20 protein-coding genes and 1 tRNA gene are annotated in these 22134 nt (G+C 29.0%); 7 read left to right on the top strand and 14 right to left on the bottom strand.

Features of this window, described 5'->3' with window-relative positions:
- Positions 1–121: 121 nt before the first annotated feature.
- Positions 122–1063 carry an iron-siderophore ABC transporter substrate-binding protein gene (locus B2694_RS17635; RefSeq protein WP_346886871.1) on the bottom strand — a complete coding sequence of 314 codons (942 nt, stop codon included), beginning with the start codon at positions 1061–1063 and terminating at the stop codon, positions 122–124.
- Between the two features lie 118 nt (positions 1064–1181).
- Between B2694_RS17635 and B2694_RS17630 the strand changes: the two genes are divergently transcribed.
- Genes B2694_RS17630 through B2694_RS17620 form a run of 3 tightly spaced genes read left to right on the top strand, consistent with a single transcriptional unit; the run spans position 1182 to position 3984 of the window.
- The gene (locus B2694_RS17630) at positions 1182–2189 is read left to right on the top strand and encodes an iron ABC transporter permease (RefSeq protein ID WP_346886870.1); all 1008 of its coding nucleotides are present in this window, start codon (positions 1182–1184) and stop codon (positions 2187–2189) included.
- A complete protein-coding gene (locus B2694_RS17625) occupies positions 2186–3208 on the top strand; it encodes an iron ABC transporter permease (RefSeq protein ID WP_346886869.1) in 1023 nt (340 codons plus the stop codon). The genes B2694_RS17630 and B2694_RS17625 overlap by 4 nt, the downstream gene beginning before the upstream one ends.
- 5 nt (positions 3209–3213) lie before the next feature.
- On the top strand, positions 3214–3984 hold the full coding sequence (locus B2694_RS17620) for an ABC transporter ATP-binding protein (protein ID WP_346886868.1): 771 nt from the start codon (positions 3214–3216) through the stop codon (positions 3982–3984).
- A gap of 319 nt (positions 3985–4303) precedes the next feature.
- Here B2694_RS17620 and B2694_RS17615 read toward each other — a convergent pair whose 3' ends face one another.
- From B2694_RS17615 to B2694_RS17595, 5 genes are all read right to left on the bottom strand, one after another.
- The gene (locus B2694_RS17615; protein WP_346886867.1) at positions 4304–4981 is read right to left on the bottom strand and encodes a class I SAM-dependent methyltransferase; all 678 of its coding nucleotides are present in this window, start codon (positions 4979–4981) and stop codon (positions 4304–4306) included.
- A 22-nt stretch (positions 4982–5003) separates the two neighbouring features.
- The gene (locus B2694_RS17610; RefSeq protein WP_346846699.1) at positions 5004–5342 is read right to left on the bottom strand and encodes a DUF6054 family protein; all 339 of its coding nucleotides are present in this window, start codon (positions 5340–5342) and stop codon (positions 5004–5006) included.
- Between the two features lie 367 nt (positions 5343–5709).
- Positions 5710–7947 (bottom strand): RNA polymerase recycling motor HelD, encoded by a 2238-nt coding sequence (gene helD, locus B2694_RS17605; RefSeq protein WP_346886866.1) that lies wholly within the window; start codon positions 7945–7947, stop codon positions 5710–5712.
- Positions 7948–8266: 319 nt separating this feature from the next.
- The gene (locus B2694_RS17600) at positions 8267–9091 is read right to left on the bottom strand and encodes a GNAT family N-acetyltransferase (RefSeq protein WP_346886865.1); all 825 of its coding nucleotides are present in this window, start codon (positions 9089–9091) and stop codon (positions 8267–8269) included.
- Between the two features lie 13 nt (positions 9092–9104).
- Complete coding sequence (locus tag B2694_RS17595) at positions 9105–9977, bottom strand: AraC family transcriptional regulator (RefSeq protein ID WP_346886864.1); 873 nt, start codon at positions 9975–9977, stop codon at positions 9105–9107.
- Positions 9978–10422: 445 nt separating this feature from the next.
- On the opposite strand from B2694_RS17595, the gene murC reads away from it, so the two are divergent.
- Together murC and B2694_RS17585 are read left to right on the top strand one after the other, a co-directional pair.
- Positions 10423–11853 carry a UDP-N-acetylmuramate--L-alanine ligase gene (gene murC / locus B2694_RS17590; protein WP_346886863.1) on the top strand — a complete coding sequence of 477 codons (1431 nt, stop codon included), beginning with the start codon at positions 10423–10425 and terminating at the stop codon, positions 11851–11853.
- Positions 11854–12042: 189 nt separating this feature from the next.
- Positions 12043–12657: a GNAT family N-acetyltransferase gene (locus B2694_RS17585; RefSeq protein ID WP_346886862.1), complete on the top strand. Its 615-nt coding sequence runs from the start codon at positions 12043–12045 to the stop codon at positions 12655–12657.
- A 163-nt stretch (positions 12658–12820) separates the two neighbouring features.
- Here B2694_RS17585 and B2694_RS17580 read toward each other — a convergent pair whose 3' ends face one another.
- Together B2694_RS17580 and B2694_RS17575 are read right to left on the bottom strand one after the other, a co-directional pair.
- On the bottom strand, positions 12821–13651 hold the full coding sequence (locus tag B2694_RS17580; protein WP_346886861.1) for a class I SAM-dependent methyltransferase: 831 nt from the start codon (positions 13649–13651) through the stop codon (positions 12821–12823).
- A gap of 69 nt (positions 13652–13720) precedes the next feature.
- Positions 13721–14203 carry an HIT family hydrolase gene (locus B2694_RS17575; protein WP_346886860.1) on the bottom strand — a complete coding sequence of 161 codons (483 nt, stop codon included), beginning with the start codon at positions 14201–14203 and terminating at the stop codon, positions 13721–13723.
- A 356-nt stretch (positions 14204–14559) separates the two neighbouring features.
- Here B2694_RS17575 and B2694_RS17570 point away from each other — a divergent pair, with 356 nt between their 5' ends.
- Complete coding sequence (locus B2694_RS17570; protein ID WP_346886859.1) at positions 14560–15909, top strand: DUF4317 domain-containing protein; 1350 nt, start codon at positions 14560–14562, stop codon at positions 15907–15909.
- Positions 15910–15939: 30 nt separating this feature from the next.
- On the opposite strand, the gene B2694_RS17565 is transcribed toward B2694_RS17570, so the two are convergent.
- From B2694_RS17565 to B2694_RS17540, 6 genes are all read right to left on the bottom strand, one after another.
- Positions 15940–16779 carry a hypothetical protein gene (locus B2694_RS17565; RefSeq protein WP_346886858.1) on the bottom strand — a complete coding sequence of 280 codons (840 nt, stop codon included), beginning with the start codon at positions 16777–16779 and terminating at the stop codon, positions 15940–15942.
- 268 nt (positions 16780–17047) lie between these two features.
- Positions 17048–17416 carry a hypothetical protein gene (locus B2694_RS17560; protein ID WP_346886857.1) on the bottom strand — a complete coding sequence of 123 codons (369 nt, stop codon included), beginning with the start codon at positions 17414–17416 and terminating at the stop codon, positions 17048–17050.
- Between the two features lie 52 nt (positions 17417–17468).
- Positions 17469–18164, bottom strand: a complete 696-nt coding sequence (locus B2694_RS17555) for an ABC transporter ATP-binding protein (protein ID WP_346886856.1) — start codon at positions 18162–18164, stop codon at positions 17469–17471.
- A 4-nt stretch (positions 18165–18168) separates the two neighbouring features.
- On the bottom strand, positions 18169–19587 hold the full coding sequence (locus B2694_RS17550) for an ABC transporter permease (protein ID WP_346886855.1): 1419 nt from the start codon (positions 19585–19587) through the stop codon (positions 18169–18171).
- 96 nt (positions 19588–19683) lie between these two features.
- Positions 19684–20835: a HAMP domain-containing sensor histidine kinase gene (locus B2694_RS17545; RefSeq protein WP_346886854.1), complete on the bottom strand. Its 1152-nt coding sequence runs from the start codon at positions 20833–20835 to the stop codon at positions 19684–19686.
- On the bottom strand, positions 20823–21494 hold the full coding sequence (locus tag B2694_RS17540; protein ID WP_346886853.1) for a response regulator transcription factor: 672 nt from the start codon (positions 21492–21494) through the stop codon (positions 20823–20825). Before B2694_RS17540 ends, B2694_RS17545 begins: the two co-directional genes overlap by 13 nt.
- A gap of 541 nt (positions 21495–22035) precedes the next feature.
- On the opposite strand from B2694_RS17540, the gene B2694_RS17535 reads away from it, so the two are divergent.
- Positions 22036–22111, top strand: a tRNA-Met gene (locus B2694_RS17535).
- The last annotated feature ends 23 nt before the right edge of the window (positions 22112–22134 follow it).

Here is a 22134-nt window from a genome sequence, read left to right as displayed (position 1 = left end):
AGTTATTTTGCGACGCCCCCTTATTTTCTGTTATAGATCGTGATTAACGTGTTAGTTACCCAACGCACCTTGCACAAGAATCCCGACATGCAGAATTACCAGGTCTACCACCATCTTAACTTTATATTTTTCCTTCTTTTAACATATTAGTTAAATCATCAAGCATTAAATTAGCAGCTTTTATCCCACCTGCTGTATTCCAAATAGTATCATCTACTTTATAAGCTTTATTATTTTTTACAACATTTAGAGACTTAAACATCGGATCATTTAACCACTCTTCTTCTCTAGCAAGACCTTTACCATCTCCTAGTTCATAAGTAAAGTATAACATTACATCTCCATCAGCTTCATTTAATCTTTCCTTACCTATTTCATTAACGAAGTCTGTTCCTTGTTGAGCTACCGGTCTTTTAAATCCTATTTCTTTAAGAATAGTTCCAGCGAAAGTATCTCCAAGGTATATTCTAGTTTTTCCATCCATAAATCTCACAAGTGATATTTCATTATTTAATTTATCACTATAAGTTTCTTTTATAGAAGTAATCTTACTTTCATATGCTTGTATAGTTTTTTCACCTTCAGATTCTTTATTTAAAACTTTAGCATAGAATTTAAAATTATCCTTCCATTCGCCTCTTATTGTATCTGAATAAACAGTTGGTGCTATTGAACTTAATTGGTCATATATCTTTTCATGTCTCATTTTATTTCCAATTATTAAATCTGGTTTCAAAGCAGCAATTGCTTCTACATTTGGTTCTGTCTCCTTACCAACAGGCTTAACACCTGTAAGTTCAGTTTTAGTATGTTCATACCAATCACCAGTAAAACCAGTTACAGCTCCAACTGGTTTAACACCAAGTGTAAGAAGTGCTTCTACACCCTCATTAGTTAATATAATAACCTTCTTTGGATTTTCAGTAATTTCTGTTGTTCCCATAGCATGTTGTATAGATATAGTTTTATAATCTGTTGTATTTTCTGTTTTATTAGAGCAACCAACAAGTAAACTTACAATTAGCATACCTGATAAAATTGCAGATAATAATTTTTTTTGCATTTGTTATTCCTCCTAAAATTTATTATGGATTTTATCACTTAATTATGATATCATGTTTGAGAAAGATTATCAATACTAAATGATATCATTTTTCAATATTATAAAGCGGAGGAGTTACATGAAAAATATTCTAAAAAGTAATAGCGGTAGATGGCTGTTACTCATATTACTTACAATATTCACTCTTATATTATGTTACTTAAGTATTACTAAAGGATTTATACCTACATCTTATGATACTTTAATAGATGCATATAAAGATTTTAATAATTCTCAAGAACATATAATCATAAGGACTTCAAGAATTCCAAGAACATTAAATTCTCTTCTAGTTGGAGGAGCTCTTGGAGTATCTGGACTTTTAACTCAAGGACTGACTAGAAATAAATTAGCCTCGCCAAGTATCTTAGGTATAAATTCAGGAGCAGTATTAACTTTGGTTATAGCTCTCACATATTTTCCTAATGTATCTTCACTAGGACTTGCCTGGTTAGCATTTTTAGGTGCACTAGGATCTTCTCTACTGGTTTATTTATTATGTGGAGGTCTTTCAGGTGACATAAGGCCTATGGACTTAACATTAGGAGGTACTGCTTTAGGTGCACTATTCTTTTCCTTAGCACAAGGTATTTTATATAAAAATGAGGCTGCACTTGAGCAGGTTGTTTATTGGATGACAGGTTCTGTTGAAGGGAAAAAATTAGAACTAATAGTTAAATTTATTCCAATAATATTAATAGTAATAGTATTTACGTTGCTTATCGGGAAAAAATTCAATGTATTTTCATTAGGAGAAGAAATGGCAAGGTCATTGGGTATGAAAACTCTATATTTTAAAATAGTTATAATAGTTATAGTTGCTATTTTATCTGGTGTATCTGTGGCTTTGGCAGGTCCAATAGCTTTCATTGGACTTATAACTCCACATATAGTACATAAATTTATTGGAACTGATTATAAATGGCTAATACCATTTTCTATATTAACAGGGGCATCTATACTATTGCTTGCAGATATAATGTCAAGATTTATAATTTATCCAAAAGAAGTCCCAGTTGGTGCTTTAACAGCACTTATAGGTGGTCCTTTCTTTATATATGTTGCGAAAAGGAGGACCAGACAATGATAAATATAAGTAAAAAAGCTATTAAGTTAAGTGCGCTTTTACTAGGGATTACTATCTTAATGATATTTTTTTCATTATGCCTAGGTGAAGCTATGGTAGGTCCATTAGATGTACTAAAGAGTATATTAGGAATAGATACAGGATTTTCATCTATTTTAGTTACGAAAATAAGGTTACCAAGAGTTCTTGTTGCCTTTTTTGTTGGAGCCTCTTTAGCATTATCGGGAGCTATACTTCAAGGAGTGGTTAAAAATGATTTAGCATCTCCAGATATATTAGGTGTAGTTAATGGAGGTTCCGTTGGAGCATTGGTGTTTTTAACTATTTTTATAGATCCTAAGAATAATTCATTAACAACATCTATATTATATATGCCTATATTTACTTTTATATTTTCATTTATAGCTTTAATGTGCATTTTGCTTATAAATGGAAAATCTTCTTCAACAAATAAATTAATTATAATAGGAATTGGAGTCTCTGCTATTGCTAAAGCCATAACTAATATTCTTATAATAAATGGACCAATAATTTTTATAAAAGAAGCTACAACTTGGATAACAGGAAGTATATATGGTGCTAACTGGACACATGCAATACTGATTATAGTAATATTTAGTATTTTCGCTACATTAACATTAATATTTGTTAAAGATTTAAATCTTCATCAGCTTGAAGATGAAGTTGTAATAGTCCTTGGTAATAAGCTACATAAAAGCAGGATAATACTCTTAGGCATTTCTGCTGCATTAGCAGCAGGAGCTGTAACTATTGGTGGTGGTATATCTTTTGTAGGTTTAATAGCTCCTCACATTGCAAGAAAATTGGTAGATTCAAAGTTTGAAAATGTAATCCCACTTTCGATACTTATAGGTGGAATAATAACATTATTAGCTGACTTTGTATCTAAATGGTTATTTTATCCACAGGATTTACCTATAGGTATATTTACAGCTTTTATAGGAGCACCTTACTTTATATACCTTTTAGTTAAAAAAAGATACTACAAAAGGGGATGATAGAAATGATAAAAGCAAAAAAATTAAAGTTATGTTATGATGAAAAAATTATATTAGATAATATTAATATAAATATAGAGAAAGGAAAAATTACTGCCTTAATTGGCTCTAATGGATGTGGAAAATCTACATTAATAAAGGCCATATCAAGAATACTTAAACCTAAAAATGGAGATATACTCATGGAGGATAGAGATATTCTTAAAATGCCTTCAAAGGAAGTTGCCAAGCTTATGTCTATGCTTCCTCAAAGCAGTAATGCTCCAGAAGATTTAACTGTCTATGATTTGGTGAAACAAGGAAGATACCCTTACCATAATTTATTATCATTTTGGAGTAAAAAGGATGAAAATCTAGTTTTAGAAGCTATAAAAAAGGTTGGACTTATAAACGATAAGGATATAAGTTTAAATAACCTATCTGGTGGTCAAAGACAAAGGGCTTGGATTGCATTATCTTTAGCACAAGATACAGATATCATCCTTTTAGATGAGCCTACAAATCATCTAGACATAAAGTATCAGCTAGAAATTTTAAATATTTTAAGAAATTTAAATGAAAAAGAAAATAGAACCATAGTAATGGTTATTCACGATATAAATCATGCATTAAAATATGCTGATAATATAGTTGCTATAAAGAATGGAAACATATTGGCTCAAGGCCCTAAGGATGAAATTATAAATGAAAAACTTATAAAGGATGTCTTTGATGTTGAATGTACTCTTATTAATTCCCCTATAGATAACTGTAAATTATGTGTACCTTTTATTTAAGTTTTATAACGAAAACATATTAAGATATAGTTATTCGTATCATAATATGATGTTATTATTGAGGTTTTCCACATCCTTTTGTTATACATAGATTTAAAAGTTATCCCTTATTGTAACTTAGATAAACTATTTTATAATAGGGAATAGCTTTTTTATTAGTATAATTCTATTGCTATTTATTTTTCATATTTTTATATACTTAATCCTAACTTCAAAATTGGAAAATCCCTGAAACCTGCATGACCACAACAACTATTTTAATAGTTATATATTTCTATAGTTAAATAGGTTCATTATAAAAATTAAGGATAGACTAAAATTAATCTATGGACTTTTTAATAATAAGAAATAGACTAGACTCATCTACTTCTTCAATGCTATAATCACTACCGAATTCCTCACCAAACTTTTTAAGTTCATCTTCAGAAAATGTATTAGCAACAAATCCGTCCTTACACACAATTATACCATCATGAGTCTTTTCCAAATCAATTTCTCCAAGTAGCCCCTTGTTAGCCTGTTCATAGAACCAGGCTATACGATGATTCCAAAATTTAGGGCTGTATGTGCTAAAATAAGCCTTTCCTCCAGGAACAAGCACTTTCATACATTGTCTAATTAAATCCATAGGGTATCCTTTCATAGCTGATAAACCATTTTGTAAACATAATACCACATCAAATTCTTCACCAAATTTAAGGTTGTGGGCATCCATAACTTCAATACTACATTTAGGGCTTTCTTTTATATAATTCCTACCAAGTTCTACAGAGTCCTTTGAAATATCGATACCTACAAGCTTTGATGCAAAAGGCGCCAGTTCCTTAATTATACGTCCATAGCCTGTTCCAACCTCTAAAACCTTCTCATTGCCCTGTAAATTTCCACGTACAAATTTGATTTCTTCACCTAAATAACGCTTAATTCTTGGATATTTTGAATCATAAACCTTAAACAATTTTGTAGAATTTAAACTTTGTTCATAGTAATTAGACACAAATACACCTCCCAATTACTGTTTATATTATATAATTTTTCAATATTTCTCTTGGAGAATTAGTAAATTTATCACTTGCTCCCCAGTCAAATCTAAATAGTCCTTCACCACCACCGGCACCTATGCAGTGAACATGTGTAACATCATGAACATTATTTATGCATACTGTTAATGTAAGCCTGTTCCCTGCTCTATAGAAATGTTTTTCATAGACAATTACAATCATAGCATGAATATCATCAATATTTACAACATGATAATCTATCCTTTCACCTGTAATACTTTCATTTACTATTCCTTTATCTAATAATTCAGCTACTTCACTTAAGCTTAAATTAACATTAAAATTATCTCCAGCCATAATACTCATCTCCCATAAAATATTTAATTAATTCAATTTGTATTTGCTCTACTATATGTTTATGAAAAACCACTACCCTTAAATTCCTATTTATCTAATGCCTTATAGTTATCTTTCCCTTTTATTATAACATATTTTGTAATTAACCCTTGCTTAAAATATGGTATTTAAATAGTTAATACTTTTTCTAGAAATATTAATTTCCATACTTAATCGTCTAAAAATATTATGTTCTGTAAATTTGCCTGACACACAAATAACCCTAGTTATCTCCCCTATACAACAAAATTAACAATATTTCAGATTCAAGTTTTGATTACATTTTCATATAAAAAAGATAGACTTTTTCAGTCTACCTTATTTCTTTTCACTTTAATAATGATGATACATTCCTTAAATAAAATATATTTAAAACATGGAGGGCTCTTGTGCAAGCTGTATAAAGCAGCAACCTATCCTCTTCATCCCTATACTTTAAATCACTGGCATTATATATCATAACAACATCAAATTCCAAACCCTTAGCAAGATATGCAGGAATAATTAAAATATCATTAGCATACTCATCATCCTCACTTATAATCATTTTAACACTAATCCTATCCTTCAAATGATTGTAAACCCTCTGTGCCTCATCAACATTTTTTGTTATTATTCCTATGGAATTATGTCCATCACCCTTATGAACTTTTACCTCTTCCACTATTCTTTCATTTATATCTTCTTCCTCTAAAAGACCAGTTAATTTTGGCCACTCCCCACTTCTTTCCACGTATTCATCATGAATTTCATCACTTAATATTTTTCGAGAAAATTTAGTTATTTCCATTGTTGATCTATAACTTTTAGTTAAATTTATTATAGAAGTATCCTCAGGTTTAAGTATATTTACAACATTGTTATAACTTTCAACATTCATATAGGGATTAATAGATTGAGATATATCACCAAGGATTGTTTTATTTGCTTTATTAAATAACTGATTAAAAATTTCATACTGTAATGGTGAATAATCTTGAGCCTCATCAATAATTACATACTTTACTTCTTCTGTTTTTGGAATATCACCTACAGCTCCTTTTATAAATAATAAAGCTATTTGATCTTCATAACTTATCTTTTTAGCCCTTAAATTTTCTAGGGTATATCTTTTAATTTCTCTAATACTTTCATTATCATATTTAATATTTACCATCTTTAAGAAGTCTTCTAAATCTTCATAAAAGGCTTTATAGCAATCCATCAAATCAAATTTAGTTTTTTCTTTCACCTCATTAACTATAGAATTAATGTCTCTATTTACTAAAGACTTGCTTTTTTTAACTATTTCATCTTTATCTAAGTATTCACCGGATTCTTCCATTTCTTTTACTGCTTTATCAACCAATGTTTTTTCATAAGGTTCGATAACATATAAAATTCTTTGCTTTAGCTTTTCTAACCTTCTCTTAAGAGGAAGCCTCTTATAGTCCTTATAAAATAATTCCTGTATTTCCACTGCTGAAATTATAGTTTTCCCTCTTAAAGTGATATCTTTAAAATCTCTACCCACCTTTTCTAAGTGCTTTATATATATCTTTAATAAATTAACAAACTTAGCAGATGACTTAAATTTTAAGCTTCTAATCCTTATATCATATGACTGCTCACTGTTATCACCAAAAATTTTCTCCATCATTGCACAATAATCTTCTTTATCTCCTACCTCCTCTAGAACTTTATGCATATATTCTTTAAAGGTAGTCTGAATCATATTCTCTTCCCCAAGCTGAGGTAAAACATTAGAAATATAATCATTAAAAATATTATTTGGAGAAAATATTACTATGTTTTTAGATGTTATGGTATCACGATACTTATATAATAAATATGCAATCCTATGAAGAGCAACGGAAGTCTTTCCACTCCCTGCAGGCCCCTGAACAATTAAATTTTTATATTTTTCATTACGAATTGCCTTGTTTTGCTCTCTTTGAATTGTAGTCACTATAGCCTTCATTTTATTATCACTACTTTTACTTAATATATCTTGTAATACTTCATCATCTATTTTTATATTACTGTCAAACATATAATCAATCTTGCCATCACTAATTTTATATTGCCTTTTCATTGATATTTTGCCATTTATAATCCCATCAGGACATTTATAATTAGCACTTCCAATTTCATAATCATAAAACATACTAGAAACTGGTGCCCTCCAATCATATATAAGAAAATCAAAGTCTTCATCAATTAAATTAGAAATTCCAACATAATACTTTTCAGCTTTTTCTTCTCCCTCTTCCTCAAAATCCATTCTTGCAAAATAAGGAGATGAAATCATCTTCTCATATTTATCAACTAGCTTTCTTTCAAACTCATGGTTCCTCTTTTGAATTTTCATAGTATTAATAAACTGCATAAAATCTCCTATATGCTGCATACCATTTTCTACTGAAACAGCCCCAAGATTTTCCCATAATTCTCTTTGGGTTTCAATAGCTTCCTTTTTAAAATTATCTTTGGAGTTTTGCTTTTCTTTTAATTGCTTTTTTACTTCCCTAAGCACCTTTTCTAACCATTCCATTTCTACTAGCCATTCAGATTTATTTATTGACAAAATATCTCCTCCTTGTAATAAGCTTTAGCATTTTAGAATTAACATTGCTATTTTATCACATGTACCTTAAATTACCAGTCTATAATTACTTTGTTATATATGGTATAATTAAAGTGTAGAGATAGTATATTAAAACTTTCTAGCTTAAAAATAGTAAAAAGTGAAGAACTCCATTTATATGAAGTTTCTCACTTTTTATCATTTCTTCTCACTATACTAATTTTTCTTTTTATTTATTTTGTTTCTCAGCAGATACACTTCACCCTAACTATTATAATTTGTGTTTTCCATTTAACCTCCCTATATTTATTCTACATAATTAAATAGTTATACCTGGAAACATGAAGTTCTTTTCAACCTCATTATATCCAAAAGATTTATATAAATTTATAGCACGTTTATTGAGTTCCCATACTTCTAGCTTTGTTTTATTTAAATTTTTTGACAAGAAATAATTAAATATATACTTAATTATAATTTTTGATATTCCTTTGCCACGTGCTTTTGATAAAACATATAAAGTTTCAATATAGCCGTAACCATCCTTTTCAAAGATTGTGCAACCACCTTGTATATTTCCATCAACTAAAAAATATAGATTTTTAAAATGCTTTTCCTTACTTTGTTCTAAAAGTGCATCTACATCTAAGGGTGATATAAAGATTTCATTATATATTGCACTATACTCCATAAGCTCCTTCTGAGAACTTAAATTTATCTCAGTTACTTCTACTTCAGTGAATGTATATTTAGGATTCTCTTCAATATCTGCTTCCATAATGATACTGTAGTTTTCATCAAAACCATTTTTAATATAAAAATCAAGCTTCTCATTGTTATATTCAAATCCAGAATATATTCTTGCTTTTAAGTCTGGTCTTTCCTTATGAAGCTCTTTAGCCCTTAGGAATACCTTATCAAATAATTTTTGTTTAACTTCATCTTTTAAAAGCTTGTCCATATTAGATTCTATATCAATATCTATAAAGATAAGGTATGGTGTTTCATGGGCCTGATGATAATTTATATTAGGATATGTATAAGCACTTCCGAAATAGCTTCCATCATCACTAAAGGCTAGAAAAATATTTTCTTTACTATTACCGTACTGATCTTCCTTTGGATTTTTTATTTCAATACTCATTTTATCCCCCATTTTATTTTCTTTTTACTGGAATCCATAACTCACAACTATAATTAATATATTGATTATCATCCCAAAAATACTTTTCTATACATGGTCCTTCTATTTGTTCAAATCCTGATGATGGAAACCATTCTGAATATATTAGCCTCCATAAGTCTGCTGTGGCAAGGGTATTCAAGTTATCCCCCCTACCATCAAAAACAGCCCATGTACATGAAGGTATGTTTACTATTTTATATTCATTAGGTATATCTTTATCAGGAACTTTCCACCCCATCATATATCTTCTACTTCCATCTTCTTTAAAATCATAATGAATTCCATAAAGCATATTCATTTTAGAATATCCTAAAAATTCATTAATCTTAAGATGGGTTCCATCCTCCCAAATTTTATCACAAAATTCTGGTATTTCTTTATACAATGCATTATCTATTAATGTGGTTAAAAAATCCACTCCAAAAAATTTAAATTCATCTTGTTTAACTATTCTATAATTAATTTCGCATCCCCCTTTAATTGATATTTGAAATGAGAGTTTTGGAAATGATTTAAGTCTTGCATTGCCCTTTTTTATCGTAGAGGGTGTTGAACCATGAAGTCTTTGAAAAGCTTTAGTAAACGCATCTGGACTTTCATAACCATATTTAGCAGCTACATCAATAATCTTTACATCTTTAGAAGATAACTCTTCACCAGCAAGTGTTAGCCTACGATTTCTAATATATTCTGTTAAAGTAACCCCAGTTAATGCATGAAACATTCTTTGAAAATGGTAACGTGATGTAAATGCAACCTTCGCTATTTCATCAATACTTATATTTGAACCTAAATTATCTTCAATATATTCAATTGCATTATTAATATCCTTAATTATTTCCAAAATTCTAACCTCCATTAAAGTATATAGTAACAAAGGATTTTATTCCCGTCTTACTGTGCTTTGTTTTGTCCATACTAATTTGATTATATTAATTTACTAATTACCTTATATTCTGTTAGTTCTTTGTCAAAGATGAAAAATTCATTAAATTTAACTTCTTATTTATATTTTAAATACAACTTAATTTTTCACATATTATCAAATTTTTACTTAATTCTTATTATACATTACTTTAAAATTGAATTGAATGGTTTCTTGAGCTTCATGTGGCAAGTCTATAATCATTTCTTTTTCACCCATTGGAAAACAATAGTAAATTCATGTTATAATTAATTTGAAATTGTAATTTAATGTGAATCAACTTTATTTTGAATAAATATCAGAACAAAGGCTTTTCTAAAACATATTCTTAATCTAAATTACATTATGATAGGAGTGAATTATATTGGAAAATAAAATAAAAGTGCATTTCATGGGTATATGCGGAAGTGGTGCTGCACCTATAGCAATTATTGCAAAGAACATGGGGTTTGATGTTTCAGGATGTGACTTGAATATATCAGGATATTATAAAGATGCTCTTTTACAAAATAACATAGATATTTTAAAAGGTCATGATTCAAGCCATATACAGGATATTGATATCTTAGCTATATCACCTGCCATTTTAGATATTTCACCGGATCATCCAGAAATACTTGAAGCTAAAAGAAGAGGAATTTTAATGACATGGCAGGAGTTTTCAGCTAAATATGTGCAAAATGAAAAGTTTGTTGTTTCCATTGCAGGTACCCATGGTAAATCTACAACTACAATTTTAATGGGACTTGTTTTTGAAAATGGTGGTCTAGATCCAATTGTTGAAGCCGGAACAACCTTTAAGAATTGGGGTGGTGGATACAGGTTAGGAAAGTCAGATTACTTTGTATGTGAAGCTGATGAATTCAATAATAATTTTTTAAATTATAGTCCTTCAATAGCTGTAATAAACAATGTGGAAATGGATCATCCAGAGTTTTTCAAGGATATAAATCATGTTAAGGATTCTTTTAAAAACTTTATAAAAAGGCTTAAAGGTTCAAAAATTTTAGTTGTTAATGAAGATAGTACAGCTATTAGAGAAATATTATGTGAGTTAAGACATTGGCTAAATGAAGAAGGAGTAAAAGTTATTGGATATTATATAGATAATAAGCTTGAATTCCCTTTTTACATGGAGTATAAAGCAGAATTGACTTCAAACACCCCTGAATATTCCTCCTTTAAAGTAGTAAATGGAGATAAAGAATATAATTTTAACCTTGGACTTATCGGTAAGCATAACGTTGAAAACTCTTTAGGAGTGTTAATTACTGCCTTAGAGTTAGGTGTTGATATAGATGCAATAAAGAATTCATTTAAAAATTTCAAGAGAATAGGAAGAAGACTAGAATTAGTAGCAGATATTGATAATATTAAGATTTTTGATGACTTTGCTCATCATCCTACATCAGTAGAAACTACCTTAGATTCAATTAAACTTAGTTATCCAGGAAAAAAGGTTTTCGCTGTCTTTGAACCACATCAACTTTCAAGAACAAAGCTGTTTTTTAATGAGTTTGCTATAGCATTAAAAAAGGCAGATAGAGTTATTATCACCGAACCCTTCTTAGGACGAGAAGCAAATAAAAACAGAGAGCCAGTTAATTTAGATATGCTATGTAATGAAATAGATATAAATAAAGCTGAGTATATAAAAAGCTCTGATAAAATATGTAGTAAACTCCTTAATGAAGCTAAAAGTGGAGACATAATTATAGTTTTTGGAGCAGGTGAATCTTATAAATTATCTAGAGAAATTATTAGTATATTAAAGGAAACTCATTTTCAAGAATAGTCTTTAACTCTATCAAATATTTCTCCTCTACATGTAGAATTAAATCTCTACAATACCCTGCTGGTGCATTAAACTTATATATTCTATAATATTATCATACTATCAAATTTATGGTTATCTAGTTATTTAACTGTAATAAAGAGATAGTAATATATTAGTAAATACTTAATGACGATAGGAGTGACAAAAATGAGTGATTTAAATCTTCGTCTTATGACAGATTCAGAAGTAACATACTGGTATACACAAGAGTTTGAAAAGCATTTTAACTCACAAGAAAGAAAGCCTCTAGCCGATATTATAAAGCTTCAAAATTCTGGTCACTATGATTTATTAGGCCTATTTGATGAACATTCTAATCAAATGCTTGGGTATTCAACTATTTGGAAATCTCCAAATATAAATTTACTACTCTTAGATTATCTTGGCGTGTCTTCAAGCTTACGCAATAAAGGATTGGGAAGTCAAATTCTATTAGCCCTTAAAAAATACTACAAAAATGAATATATAATAGCAGAATCAGAGCTACCTGTTTCTGAAGACTCTCCTTCTGAAAATAATTTACGTGAACGTAGAATAAACTTCTATAAAAGAAATGGATTTAAACCTGTATACGAAATGGCTACATGTGGCATGAGATGGCAAGCTTTAATTCTTAATGATGACTTTATATCAAGCACATCAGAAATCTCTAAGATAATGCATAATCATAAAGCTATTTATGGACCATCACGAAAGGATGTAAAAATTCCAATATATCAAGATGAAGTTCCAGATATGCCTTATTGGGTGTTAAAAAAGTAATATTAATAGAAAAAAAGTATTGAGCAAATCCTATCTCAATACTTTTTTCTATGTAACCATTGTATAGCATGCTTGGCACTTTGACCCAGAGGAAGTTATAGTAGGCTCGTCATTATCGCTTACTATAATATTGTTTTCCAGAGAACCGACACCGTCAGCCCTCCTAATATAATAGTTTCTTAGGCTTCTTCGCTATAAACATTCCGCTAGATTTAGGTATATCAATACTTCCTTCTCTTAAAATTATATCTTCTAAATACCTATAAAAGTCCTTTATTTTGCTTTCTGTCATTATATCCTGTATGTTTACATGTCCCTGTAAAGACAGCACATAATCCACTAAAGGCTTTGCTTCTGTTATATGAAGGGAATCTTCATACACTAAAGTTTCAACAGAATCAAAATGCTTTGATAACTGCTCTGCTCCATTTTCTATACCAAATTCCTTTGCAACAGAAAAGGAAGAATAATTAATCTGATAATCAAAACCTTTCACTAAAGCTTTTAGGCCCTTCATATTATAAAGACTATTGGTAGTAGCATAAAAAGTTCCCTCAGCTTTAAGTATACGTGCAATTTCACTGATTGCTAAATCTCTATTTTGAACATGGTAAAGCATATGATTAGCAATGGCACAATCAAATGATCTATCTTCATATTCAATATTTTGTATATCACTAACAGAATAATCAAATACTTCATCAATTCCTAAAAGGTTATCTTTTGCTGATCTCAACATACCTTCAGATAAATCTGTGAGAATCACCTGGATATCCTTTTGTATCCTATTTCCATTATTAGCCCATGTGCTTCCATTCCCACATCCAAATTCAATAACTCTATCATTAGGCTTAAACTTATATTGATCAAATACCCAATTAAACCATCCATACTTATTTGTACTAAAACCATCATGTAAAGCTTGTCTGGCTTTTAAATTCTTCTCTGAATTGTACTGCTCCCTAAGTATATCTCTGTCATTTGCTCTAGACATATAACCACTCCAATCTTATTATTCAATACTAAAATATTACCTCTAAATATCCTATTCTTTACATATAACTTATTTGTTAAAATCCTGTTTTAGTTTTTCTGCTACTAATAGAACTTCTTCTAAATTATTTTCTGTTTTAAGATTTTCTTTAATATGGCTCATTATTTCTCTTATATTACTTAAAGAATTACCAAACTTATCATTCATCCATTGATACCTTGGCAATAACCATAAATGTAAGTGACCTGATCGTTCTTCTTGAATAATAGTAACCTCATTAATATCACATATATTTTTCATTGCAACTCTTGCTTTGTAAACTAAATCAAAAAGTTCTGTAGACTCCTCTAAGGTTAGCTCCGCAATAGATCTTACGTGCTTTTTAGATGCTGCAATTAAAAATCCACTAAGTGGAACATCTGGATCTTGATGAAGAACAAAGTTCTTTGTATCATATATTATTCCACCTGGTGGCACCATATCATTCTTTCCAATGGAACATCCCATACATTGATCTGGCCACTGATTATTCATAAAATCTTTAAACCCCATTTTCAACCTCCATAACTCCTGATAATGTAAATAATAATGTTTCTCTATTAACCTTCCATCTGGAAACATACCCTTATTATACCAGATACATTCTAAGTATGCTTATTATTTCATATCATCTATTTTAACTTTACCTAATAAACCCTTTAATTAAGATGAAAAAAATATTATACTTAAATGAGTGTCCAAATCTTTGGTTTGGCTTACATGGACTTATTTATCCTAAGGGACAAGGAGTTCTAATATAGAAAATACTAATACTAAGAACTCTGTTTATTGGAATGAATATAGAGATGCATTTCTCTATGATTAATAATACCTACAAATAGAAAAATACTAGATTGAGGAGTTTATATATGAGAAAAAAAGATATACTTGAGTTAAAAAGACGTTTTAAAAAAGATCATTGCACCTTCACTAAGTTGTGTGGTTGCTATGTTAATGGAGAAAAAAATATCATTTTAAAATTTAGAGAATCATTTCTAAATTTAGATGAGGATAAATACTTTAAGTACTTAGAAATCGCTAAAAAAGTACTGTCTGGTACTATTGGAAATAATATTTTAGAACTTAACTTTCCAATTAATGAAGACTATGTGAATGAAAGACAAATTTCTCTTATGCAACTTAAAAAAAGTCAATTAAAAGATGATGCTCTCCTTGATAATTTTTATGATTTAATTATTGATAATTATGATTTTACCGGTAATTTTATAATACTTATTTTTCATGACGCTTATGATGTTATTACTAAAACCACTGATAATGCAAAGTTAGATGAATCTGAAGAAGTATATGAATATGTGTTATGTGCAATATGCCCTGTTTCACTTTCTGAGCCTGGTCTTAGATACTTTGAAGAAGAAAATAAAATAAAAGCACGTATTAGAGATTGGGTCGTTGATGCTCCAACTAATGGCTTTGTGTTTCCTGCTTTTATTGAGCGTAGTTCAGATGTCAACTCTATTATGTATTACACGAAAAATACAAAGGATACCCATCCTGAATTAATGGAAAATGCTTTGGGTTGTTATTCAAAACAAACTGCTACCTTGCAAAAAGAAACATTTGAGTCAATTATTAAAGATTCTTTTAGTACTGAAGAAAAGAAGGCTGATAAAATTTTTATGGAAGTACAAGAAAATCTAAGTGCTATGGTAGAGGAATACAACGCTATATATGATGATGCAGATTGTGAACATATAAGCTTAACAAAGAAGGATATACAAAACCTTTTAATAGAAAGTGGAGTTCCTGAAGAAATCACTTCTAAGATTGAAGAATCCTATGTAGAAAACTTTGGTGATGATCTTCCTTTAGCAGAAAATTTAATTGATTCAAAGGCACTTAAGGTAAATGCCCAAAAAAAGAAGGAAGAACACCTTCAAAAACAAGTAGAAATACTTCAAACTAAACTGGAACAAGTTAAACAAGAAACTTCTGTAGATAGTGAAACTCTCCTGTCTACAGAAGTTAGTGAAGATAATGTGATTTTAGAAGAAACTTTAGAAACTAATTTAGAGAAAGCTTTGGATATAAATTCAGAAGATAATAAGGATGCTACTGACTATGACGTTATACTTCAAGTAAAACCTGAAAAGATACCTCAAATAAAATCTCAAATAATTGATGGCCAAAAATGCATAGTTATTCCTATTAATGAGAATGAACAAACTGCAGTTAATGGCTTAGATCATTTGATTTAAGGTATCTGAAAATAAATATAGACTTACTACCTACATTGCTGAAGTATTACTTCTAATGAAGCTTACTTCAGCCTTACCTGAATGTAGTTGCCATATATACCAGAAAGCATAAGGAATTATTATTATACCGTTAAATATTCCCCATCCATATAATATATCTGCATTAAACCATGATGATGCATCCATTACAGCTGGGAATAAGTTAGGTAAACAAGCTCTAATTAATACGTGAGCAGATAAGGTATATATACGAGCTGCTATATAAAGTTCGGGTTTTCTTTTAATAATTGGATATATTTCTGCTGCCAATAATATGCATATAGAGCTAGCAAAGTATTTACCAGTTTCACCATAAACAAAGCATAAATTCCAAGTTGTATATAATAAATTCCAAGCTATAGTTGTATAAGCTATAAACATACTATTATCTTCAGCACTTAATTTAAAGAATTTTCGTCCATTTGGGAATGGAATAGTAAAACATAATAATAATCCACAAAGCGCATTGCCATAGTTTTTTAAAGTAACATCTTTTATGGTAGCTTCGGCAATATTTAAGAATAGTACTGCATAAATGAACCAAACGATCCAATCCTTTCTCATAAAGTCCCAGAACTTTCCTTTATATTGTTCTTGATCAGCTACACGGAAAAATCCACCTATTATAAGTGGTAATATAGCACTGAATGTTTTTGCCCAACGAAACCAACCATTTATGCCTCCCATAAGCCAAAGTGGAAAAGTAAATAAAGATGCAACCCAGAAGATAGCTGCAAATTTGTGATGTTTCCTCATATATTCAATCATGAATAAAAGTAAAATAAAATAAGTTCCCATGGAAAGTACATATTCCCAAACAGGAATATTCATATTATACATCTCCTCTTTTAAATATTGTAACAAATAATCCTACACTTATATATATTACATAGTATAGTTAAACATAACTAATATAAACTTACAGTTTATGCAATCCAAATTAATAAATTAGTGATTATAGAAGATAAAACTCTAATGCCATTGTAACTTTAGATAAACTTAAAAGAGATACCCCTTTAAAGATGGTATCTCCTTTTTAGTTATATATTAAATATCTAAACGCTACATTCAAAATCATAATTTTTTTAATAACATATATTTAATTATTATATTTTGAGTTTATATCTGCTAAAATATCATCTACTATATCGTTATTTTCTTGTTCAATTACAGATTTTTCAGTATTACCACAGACTTCATTACAATTACCTATATAACTAATTTGTTTTATAATAAACCCTAGTAAAAATAAACATATTCCGTAAAATACATAAGGTGTTACTGAAATCAAATAATAATTAATCACTTCTGATAATTGCTTGCTTGGCTCAAATCCTTGTAAGATTAAATTCGATATATGCTTATATGATGTATAAATATTAAATATTGCAAACACGCCCATAATTATTGAACATATATTTAGTATAAACGTAACTTTTGGGGTGTTCTTAACTTCTGATGCCATCATATTAACCTCCTTTTATTTAATAATTTAAATTTATTTTAATTTATCACTTAATTTAGCCATGATTCTTAGATTTATTCGTGTGACTTTTAATAAATAACAATTTTCCAGATTGCAATCCCCATATCTCATCAAGATATGTGCATACTTTTTTAGAATGAGTGACGATAATAACACATTTATTATGATTATGGGCTAATGATAATAAAATATCCATTATTTTTTCTTCTGTCTCGTTATCTAAATTACCTGTTGGTTCATCTGCAATTATTATATCTGGGTTATGTGCAATAGCTCTAGCTATTCCTATACGTTGCTGTTCACCACCAGATAAATTTAAAATTTTTCTATTAGCTGTATCTAAATCAATTCCAACATCTTTTAATAAATTATATACATAACTATTTTTATTTTTCTCCTTTACACTACTTATATTCATGGACAATAGTATATTTTCTTTGGCTGTAGCATTCAATAGTAAATTATATCCTTGAAATATAACTCCAATATCATTTGCTCTATATAGATCCTTATCTATTGATTTTAAGTTTGTGTCTTTGTATAAAACTTCTCCCTTAGTACATGTATCAAGACCTGATATTAGAGAAAGTAATGTACTTTTTCCTGCTCCTGATTTCCCTACTATTCCATAAACTTTTCCTTTTTCGAAGTTAATATTTATATTGCTAAAAACATCTTTTTTTCCATTTTCATATCTATAATTTACATCTTTTAAACTTAATAAACTCATATTATTAATTCCTTTCTGATAATATTTTTCTTGGTTCAAATCTCATTATATATAAAATTCCTATACCTATAGACACCGCTCCTAGTAACAGAGCTATTAATGTAATTCCTAAAACAGCTTCGCCACTTAAAAATACATCTAATTTTTCTATTGGTGGCGCTGAGCTTGTTGCACCCATAGCTATTGATACCATTCCTGTAGAAGCCTCTTTTTGAGCATCTAACTGACCTTGCAGAAGTATATTAGAAATAGGTTGAGCAGATAAACTACCTATGCCTAAACCTACACCTAAAGAAATTCCTATCATAAATAATGTTTCGAATATTAAACCTAAAGCTACTTTTCCTTTCTTCATACCCATAGCTCTTAAGACACCAATTTCATATTTTCTCTCACGAATACCTAATATTGAAATTAAGATTAATATACTACCACCAAAACCTAAAACTAAAAACATAAATATATTAGAAACCTTTTTTAAACCTTCTATAGGTTTAACAATATTATTATAACTAGTAGCATCTGTAGATATTTCAAGTGTATCACTTAATCCTTTTTTATGTGCCTCCTCATTAAAGGCATCTAATAAATCTGGATTTTTCAAATAGTATTGTGCATCCAAGTTAATTAAATCTTTATCTTTTTTCACTTTTTCATTGTATTTTTTTAAAGTATCATAGGTCGTAATAATTTCATTTTTTCTATTGATCATAGGATGTTTAAATCCCATACTATCTGATTTTGATCCATCATAATATATTCCTGAAACAGTTAATTGTAATGGCTCAAAATTGTCTGGATCATCTGGGTTTTGAGATTTAAAACTATCTCCAATCTTTAAATTATTTAATTTTGCAAAATCTTCACTTATCATAGCTTCGCCATCTTTTTCTGGCATTTTACCAGCTGTAATTTTTCTTGTACCATTATTAAATTCTTCTATTCCTGCTTTTTTAAGTCCACCTAAAATGTTTAAATAACCATCTTTAGCATTTTCTGATTTTTTATTTCCTCCTATTGCCATCATGCTACCTGCATTACCATATTCTTTTTTTCTTTTTTCAGCCTCATCCTGATCTATCGCTTTAATCTTATCACTATAGCCCATAAAACTAGAACTAAATATTGTTTCTTTAAGATGTTCAGAGTCAGCAAGCTTTTCTTTAAGCTCATTAGAAGGACTATCATCAAAACTTCCCATATCACCATTTTTCATTTTTTCTTGCATTTTTTCTTGATTTGATTGAATGAATACTTCTGAACCAAACTTGTTTTTATAACCATTTATTATCTCATTAGAAGCTGTGTTTATTATAACTGATATAGCTGCACATGAAAGTATTGCAATCATTATAACACCAAGTAAAATGTTTCGTCCTTTGTTTCTTGTTAAATTTTTACATGCATTTTTTAATATATACATCCTTAAACTCTCCTTTTCTAATTTTGATTGTATCCACAGTATAACAAATTGATTGTTTACTCAATGTTAACTCTACCACTAAGGATTTAATAAAAATTATATTTTATATTCAGAAAAGGCTAAATAAAAACAAGATCCTTTATTTATTTCACTATCTACAATTACAAAACCATCACAGAGATCACATACATGGGATACTAGGCTTAATCCTATTCCATAACCATCCTTATTTAATTCATTAATTCTATACTTATTATTGAATATTTTTCCAATAGAATTCTTATCCATACCAATACCCTGGTCTTCAACTGTAATAACAACTGTATTTTTTTTATTTTCAACTGATACTTTAATGGGTTTACCTTCTCCATATTTTACTGCATTATCAACTAGATTACTTATAGCACGATATATCCATCTTTCTTTGGCTAAAATTATAGTATTACTTTCATCATCAAAATCAAATTCAATATTTCTGTATGTCTTCCTATAACCATCACAAATAGAAGCACAAATTAATGAAACATCTACTTCAGTCAAACCTTTATCAATTTTTACATCACTTAAAGTCAAAACATCATCTATGCTATCTGAAATATTATCTATGAATTTAAGATATTCTTGATTATTATCTATTTCTAAGTTAGTCCTTAAAATTGCTATAGCATTTTTTTGTTCATGTGATAAATAGGAATTTAATCTCTTATATTCATCCAAAGTTTGATTAAATTTATCCTTTATATTTTCATATGCAATGCCAAAAGATCTACTTATCAAAGCTGGATCGAAGTCATCGTCTATATTATTAAGCTTATTAACTATATTTTCAATCTCTTTATCATGAATCTTATTTAAGATTATCCACAACAAAATGGATGATATTATAAAAATAGAAAAAAACATCAAAATAGTCACTGCTATATTTTCAAATCCAATACTTAAATATACTCTTCCAATTTCACTGGCATCAGTTAATCTGTCAGATCTTAAAACTACACTATTAATAGCTTCTACATTTCCATATATATTTTCTAATGAATTATTTCCATAGTTCATGTCATTAAGAATTGCTCTATTTTCCTCCAAATTAGAACTTACAGCAAAATATTTAATATCTTTCATATATGTGCTTTCTGCTAAATTACTAAATGAACTCCTGACGCCGTAGATTCCAAAAATCAAAACTAAAGTTAAAATTAAAGAATATATAACTATAACTAACCCACTTTTTAAATTTACTCTACGCATAAAACATATCCCTTTCCTCTAATATTAACTAAAACATCTCCTCCATACACATTGCTTAATTTTTTCTTAAGCCTAGCAATATGCACTCGTAATACAGATGAAAATGGATCAAAATCCTCATCGTATATATGTTCTGCAATTTCCTCACTAGATACCACTGCAGGATGTTTGTAACAAATGTATTCTAGGATATCAAATTCCTTAGCTGCCAATATTACTTCTTTATTATCTATAATCACAGTGCGGGTAATAGGATTAAGTTGTAATTTCCCTATATTTATAATTGGATTTGTACGACCATGAAATCTTCTTATTACAGCATGGATTCGTGCTCTTATCTCTAATAATTGAAAGGGTTTCGTTATATAATCATCAGCTCCAGTATCTAAGCCTAAAGCCAATTCAGCTACTTTGTCTCTTGCTGTTATGATAATTACTGGAGTGTGTATTGAAGCTTTGCGTAAACACCTTAATACTTCTATTCCATCCATACCAGGAAGATTTAAGTCTAAGAGAATAACATCATATTCATTCACACTTGCTTTTTCTTCACCATCTTCTCCTGTATTTGAAACATCTACTTGAAAATTCATCTTCTCTAAGTATTTTTTCATGGAAGTAGATAATTCTATATTATCTTCTATCACTAACACTCTCATTTCCTTTCCTCCTTATTAAAACTTTTCAATCATTTTACTTTATCATATTTAATGTTTATTTAATGTTAACTAATACTACTTTACAAACAATTAAATTTTAGTTATCAAAAAATACAATGAACCAAACGACTTAACCCTGTACAAACTAATCATAGCAATACAAATAATCTGAAAGGATACGCTTGGTTCTATGAATAGTATTAACAACAAATCAATAATTAAGACATTAGATAGTTATCTTTCCCCCTATAAGTACATATTTTATGAAAGAATTTTTAAAACTTTACTATGATAATTATAGCAATGCTTTCTATTCAAAAATATGCTCAATTAGATTTTTCTGCGAAAATTTTATTAATGAATCTAACATACTCTTCTCCCTTTTAAATATGACTATTTAGATGTATAAATCTTAATGAAATATCTTCATTAAATTATACACGTAAAATATAATATTTCTTTTGCTAATACCATTGACTTATCTCACTAATAATACTATACTAAGTAAGAAGCTTAAGGAAATCTCTTAAGAACTTAATATCGCGGGATGGAGCAGTTGGCAGCTCGTCGGGCTCATAACCCGAAGGTCGTAGGTTCAAGTCCTGCTCCCGCAACCATAAAAAGGGGCTGTATCAGAATG

It is taken from the genome of Clostridium sp. UBA4395 (genome assembly GCF_002390995.1).
GTDB lineage: Bacteria > Bacillota > Clostridia > Clostridiales > Clostridiaceae > Clostridium_J > Clostridium_J sulfidigenes.
Note: the sequence above shows the minus strand (reverse complement) of the source record. Positions and strands in the feature narration are given on the sequence as shown.

Coding starts and splice junctions, on each gene's coding strand:
- B2694_RS17635 (WP_346886871.1), bottom strand. CDS start 1,063: ATGCAAAAAAAATTATTATCTGCAATTTTATCAGGTATGCTAATTGTA.
- B2694_RS17630 (WP_346886870.1), top strand. CDS start 1,182: ATGAAAAATATTCTAAAAAGTAATAGCGGTAGATGGCTGTTACTCATA.
- B2694_RS17625 (WP_346886869.1), top strand. CDS start 2,186: ATGATAAATATAAGTAAAAAAGCTATTAAGTTAAGTGCGCTTTTACTA.
- B2694_RS17620 (WP_346886868.1), top strand. CDS start 3,214: ATGATAAAAGCAAAAAAATTAAAGTTATGTTATGATGAAAAAATTATA.
- B2694_RS17610 (WP_346846699.1), bottom strand. CDS start 5,342: ATGGCTGGAGATAATTTTAATGTTAATTTAAGCTTAAGTGAAGTAGCT.
- B2694_RS17600 (WP_346886865.1), bottom strand. CDS start 9,091: ATGAGTATTGAAATAAAAAATCCAAAGGAAGATCAGTACGGTAATAGT.
- B2694_RS17585 (WP_346886862.1), top strand. CDS start 12,043: ATGAGTGATTTAAATCTTCGTCTTATGACAGATTCAGAAGTAACATAC.
- B2694_RS17580 (WP_346886861.1), bottom strand. CDS start 13,651: ATGTCTAGAGCAAATGACAGAGATATACTTAGGGAGCAGTACAATTCA.
- B2694_RS17575 (WP_346886860.1), bottom strand. CDS start 14,203: ATGGGGTTTAAAGATTTTATGAATAATCAGTGGCCAGATCAATGTATG.
- B2694_RS17570 (WP_346886859.1), top strand. CDS start 14,560: ATGAGAAAAAAAGATATACTTGAGTTAAAAAGACGTTTTAAAAAAGAT.
- B2694_RS17565 (WP_346886858.1), bottom strand. CDS start 16,779: ATGAATATTCCTGTTTGGGAATATGTACTTTCCATGGGAACTTATTTT.
- B2694_RS17560 (WP_346886857.1), bottom strand. CDS start 17,416: ATGATGGCATCAGAAGTTAAGAACACCCCAAAAGTTACGTTTATACTA.
- B2694_RS17555 (WP_346886856.1), bottom strand. CDS start 18,164: ATGAGTTTATTAAGTTTAAAAGATGTAAATTATAGATATGAAAATGGA.
- B2694_RS17550 (WP_346886855.1), bottom strand. CDS start 19,587: ATGTATATATTAAAAAATGCATGTAAAAATTTAACAAGAAACAAAGGA.
- B2694_RS17545 (WP_346886854.1), bottom strand. CDS start 20,835: ATGCGTAGAGTAAATTTAAAAAGTGGGTTAGTTATAGTTATATATTCT.
- B2694_RS17540 (WP_346886853.1), bottom strand. CDS start 21,494: ATGAGAGTGTTAGTGATAGAAGATAATATAGAATTATCTACTTCCATG.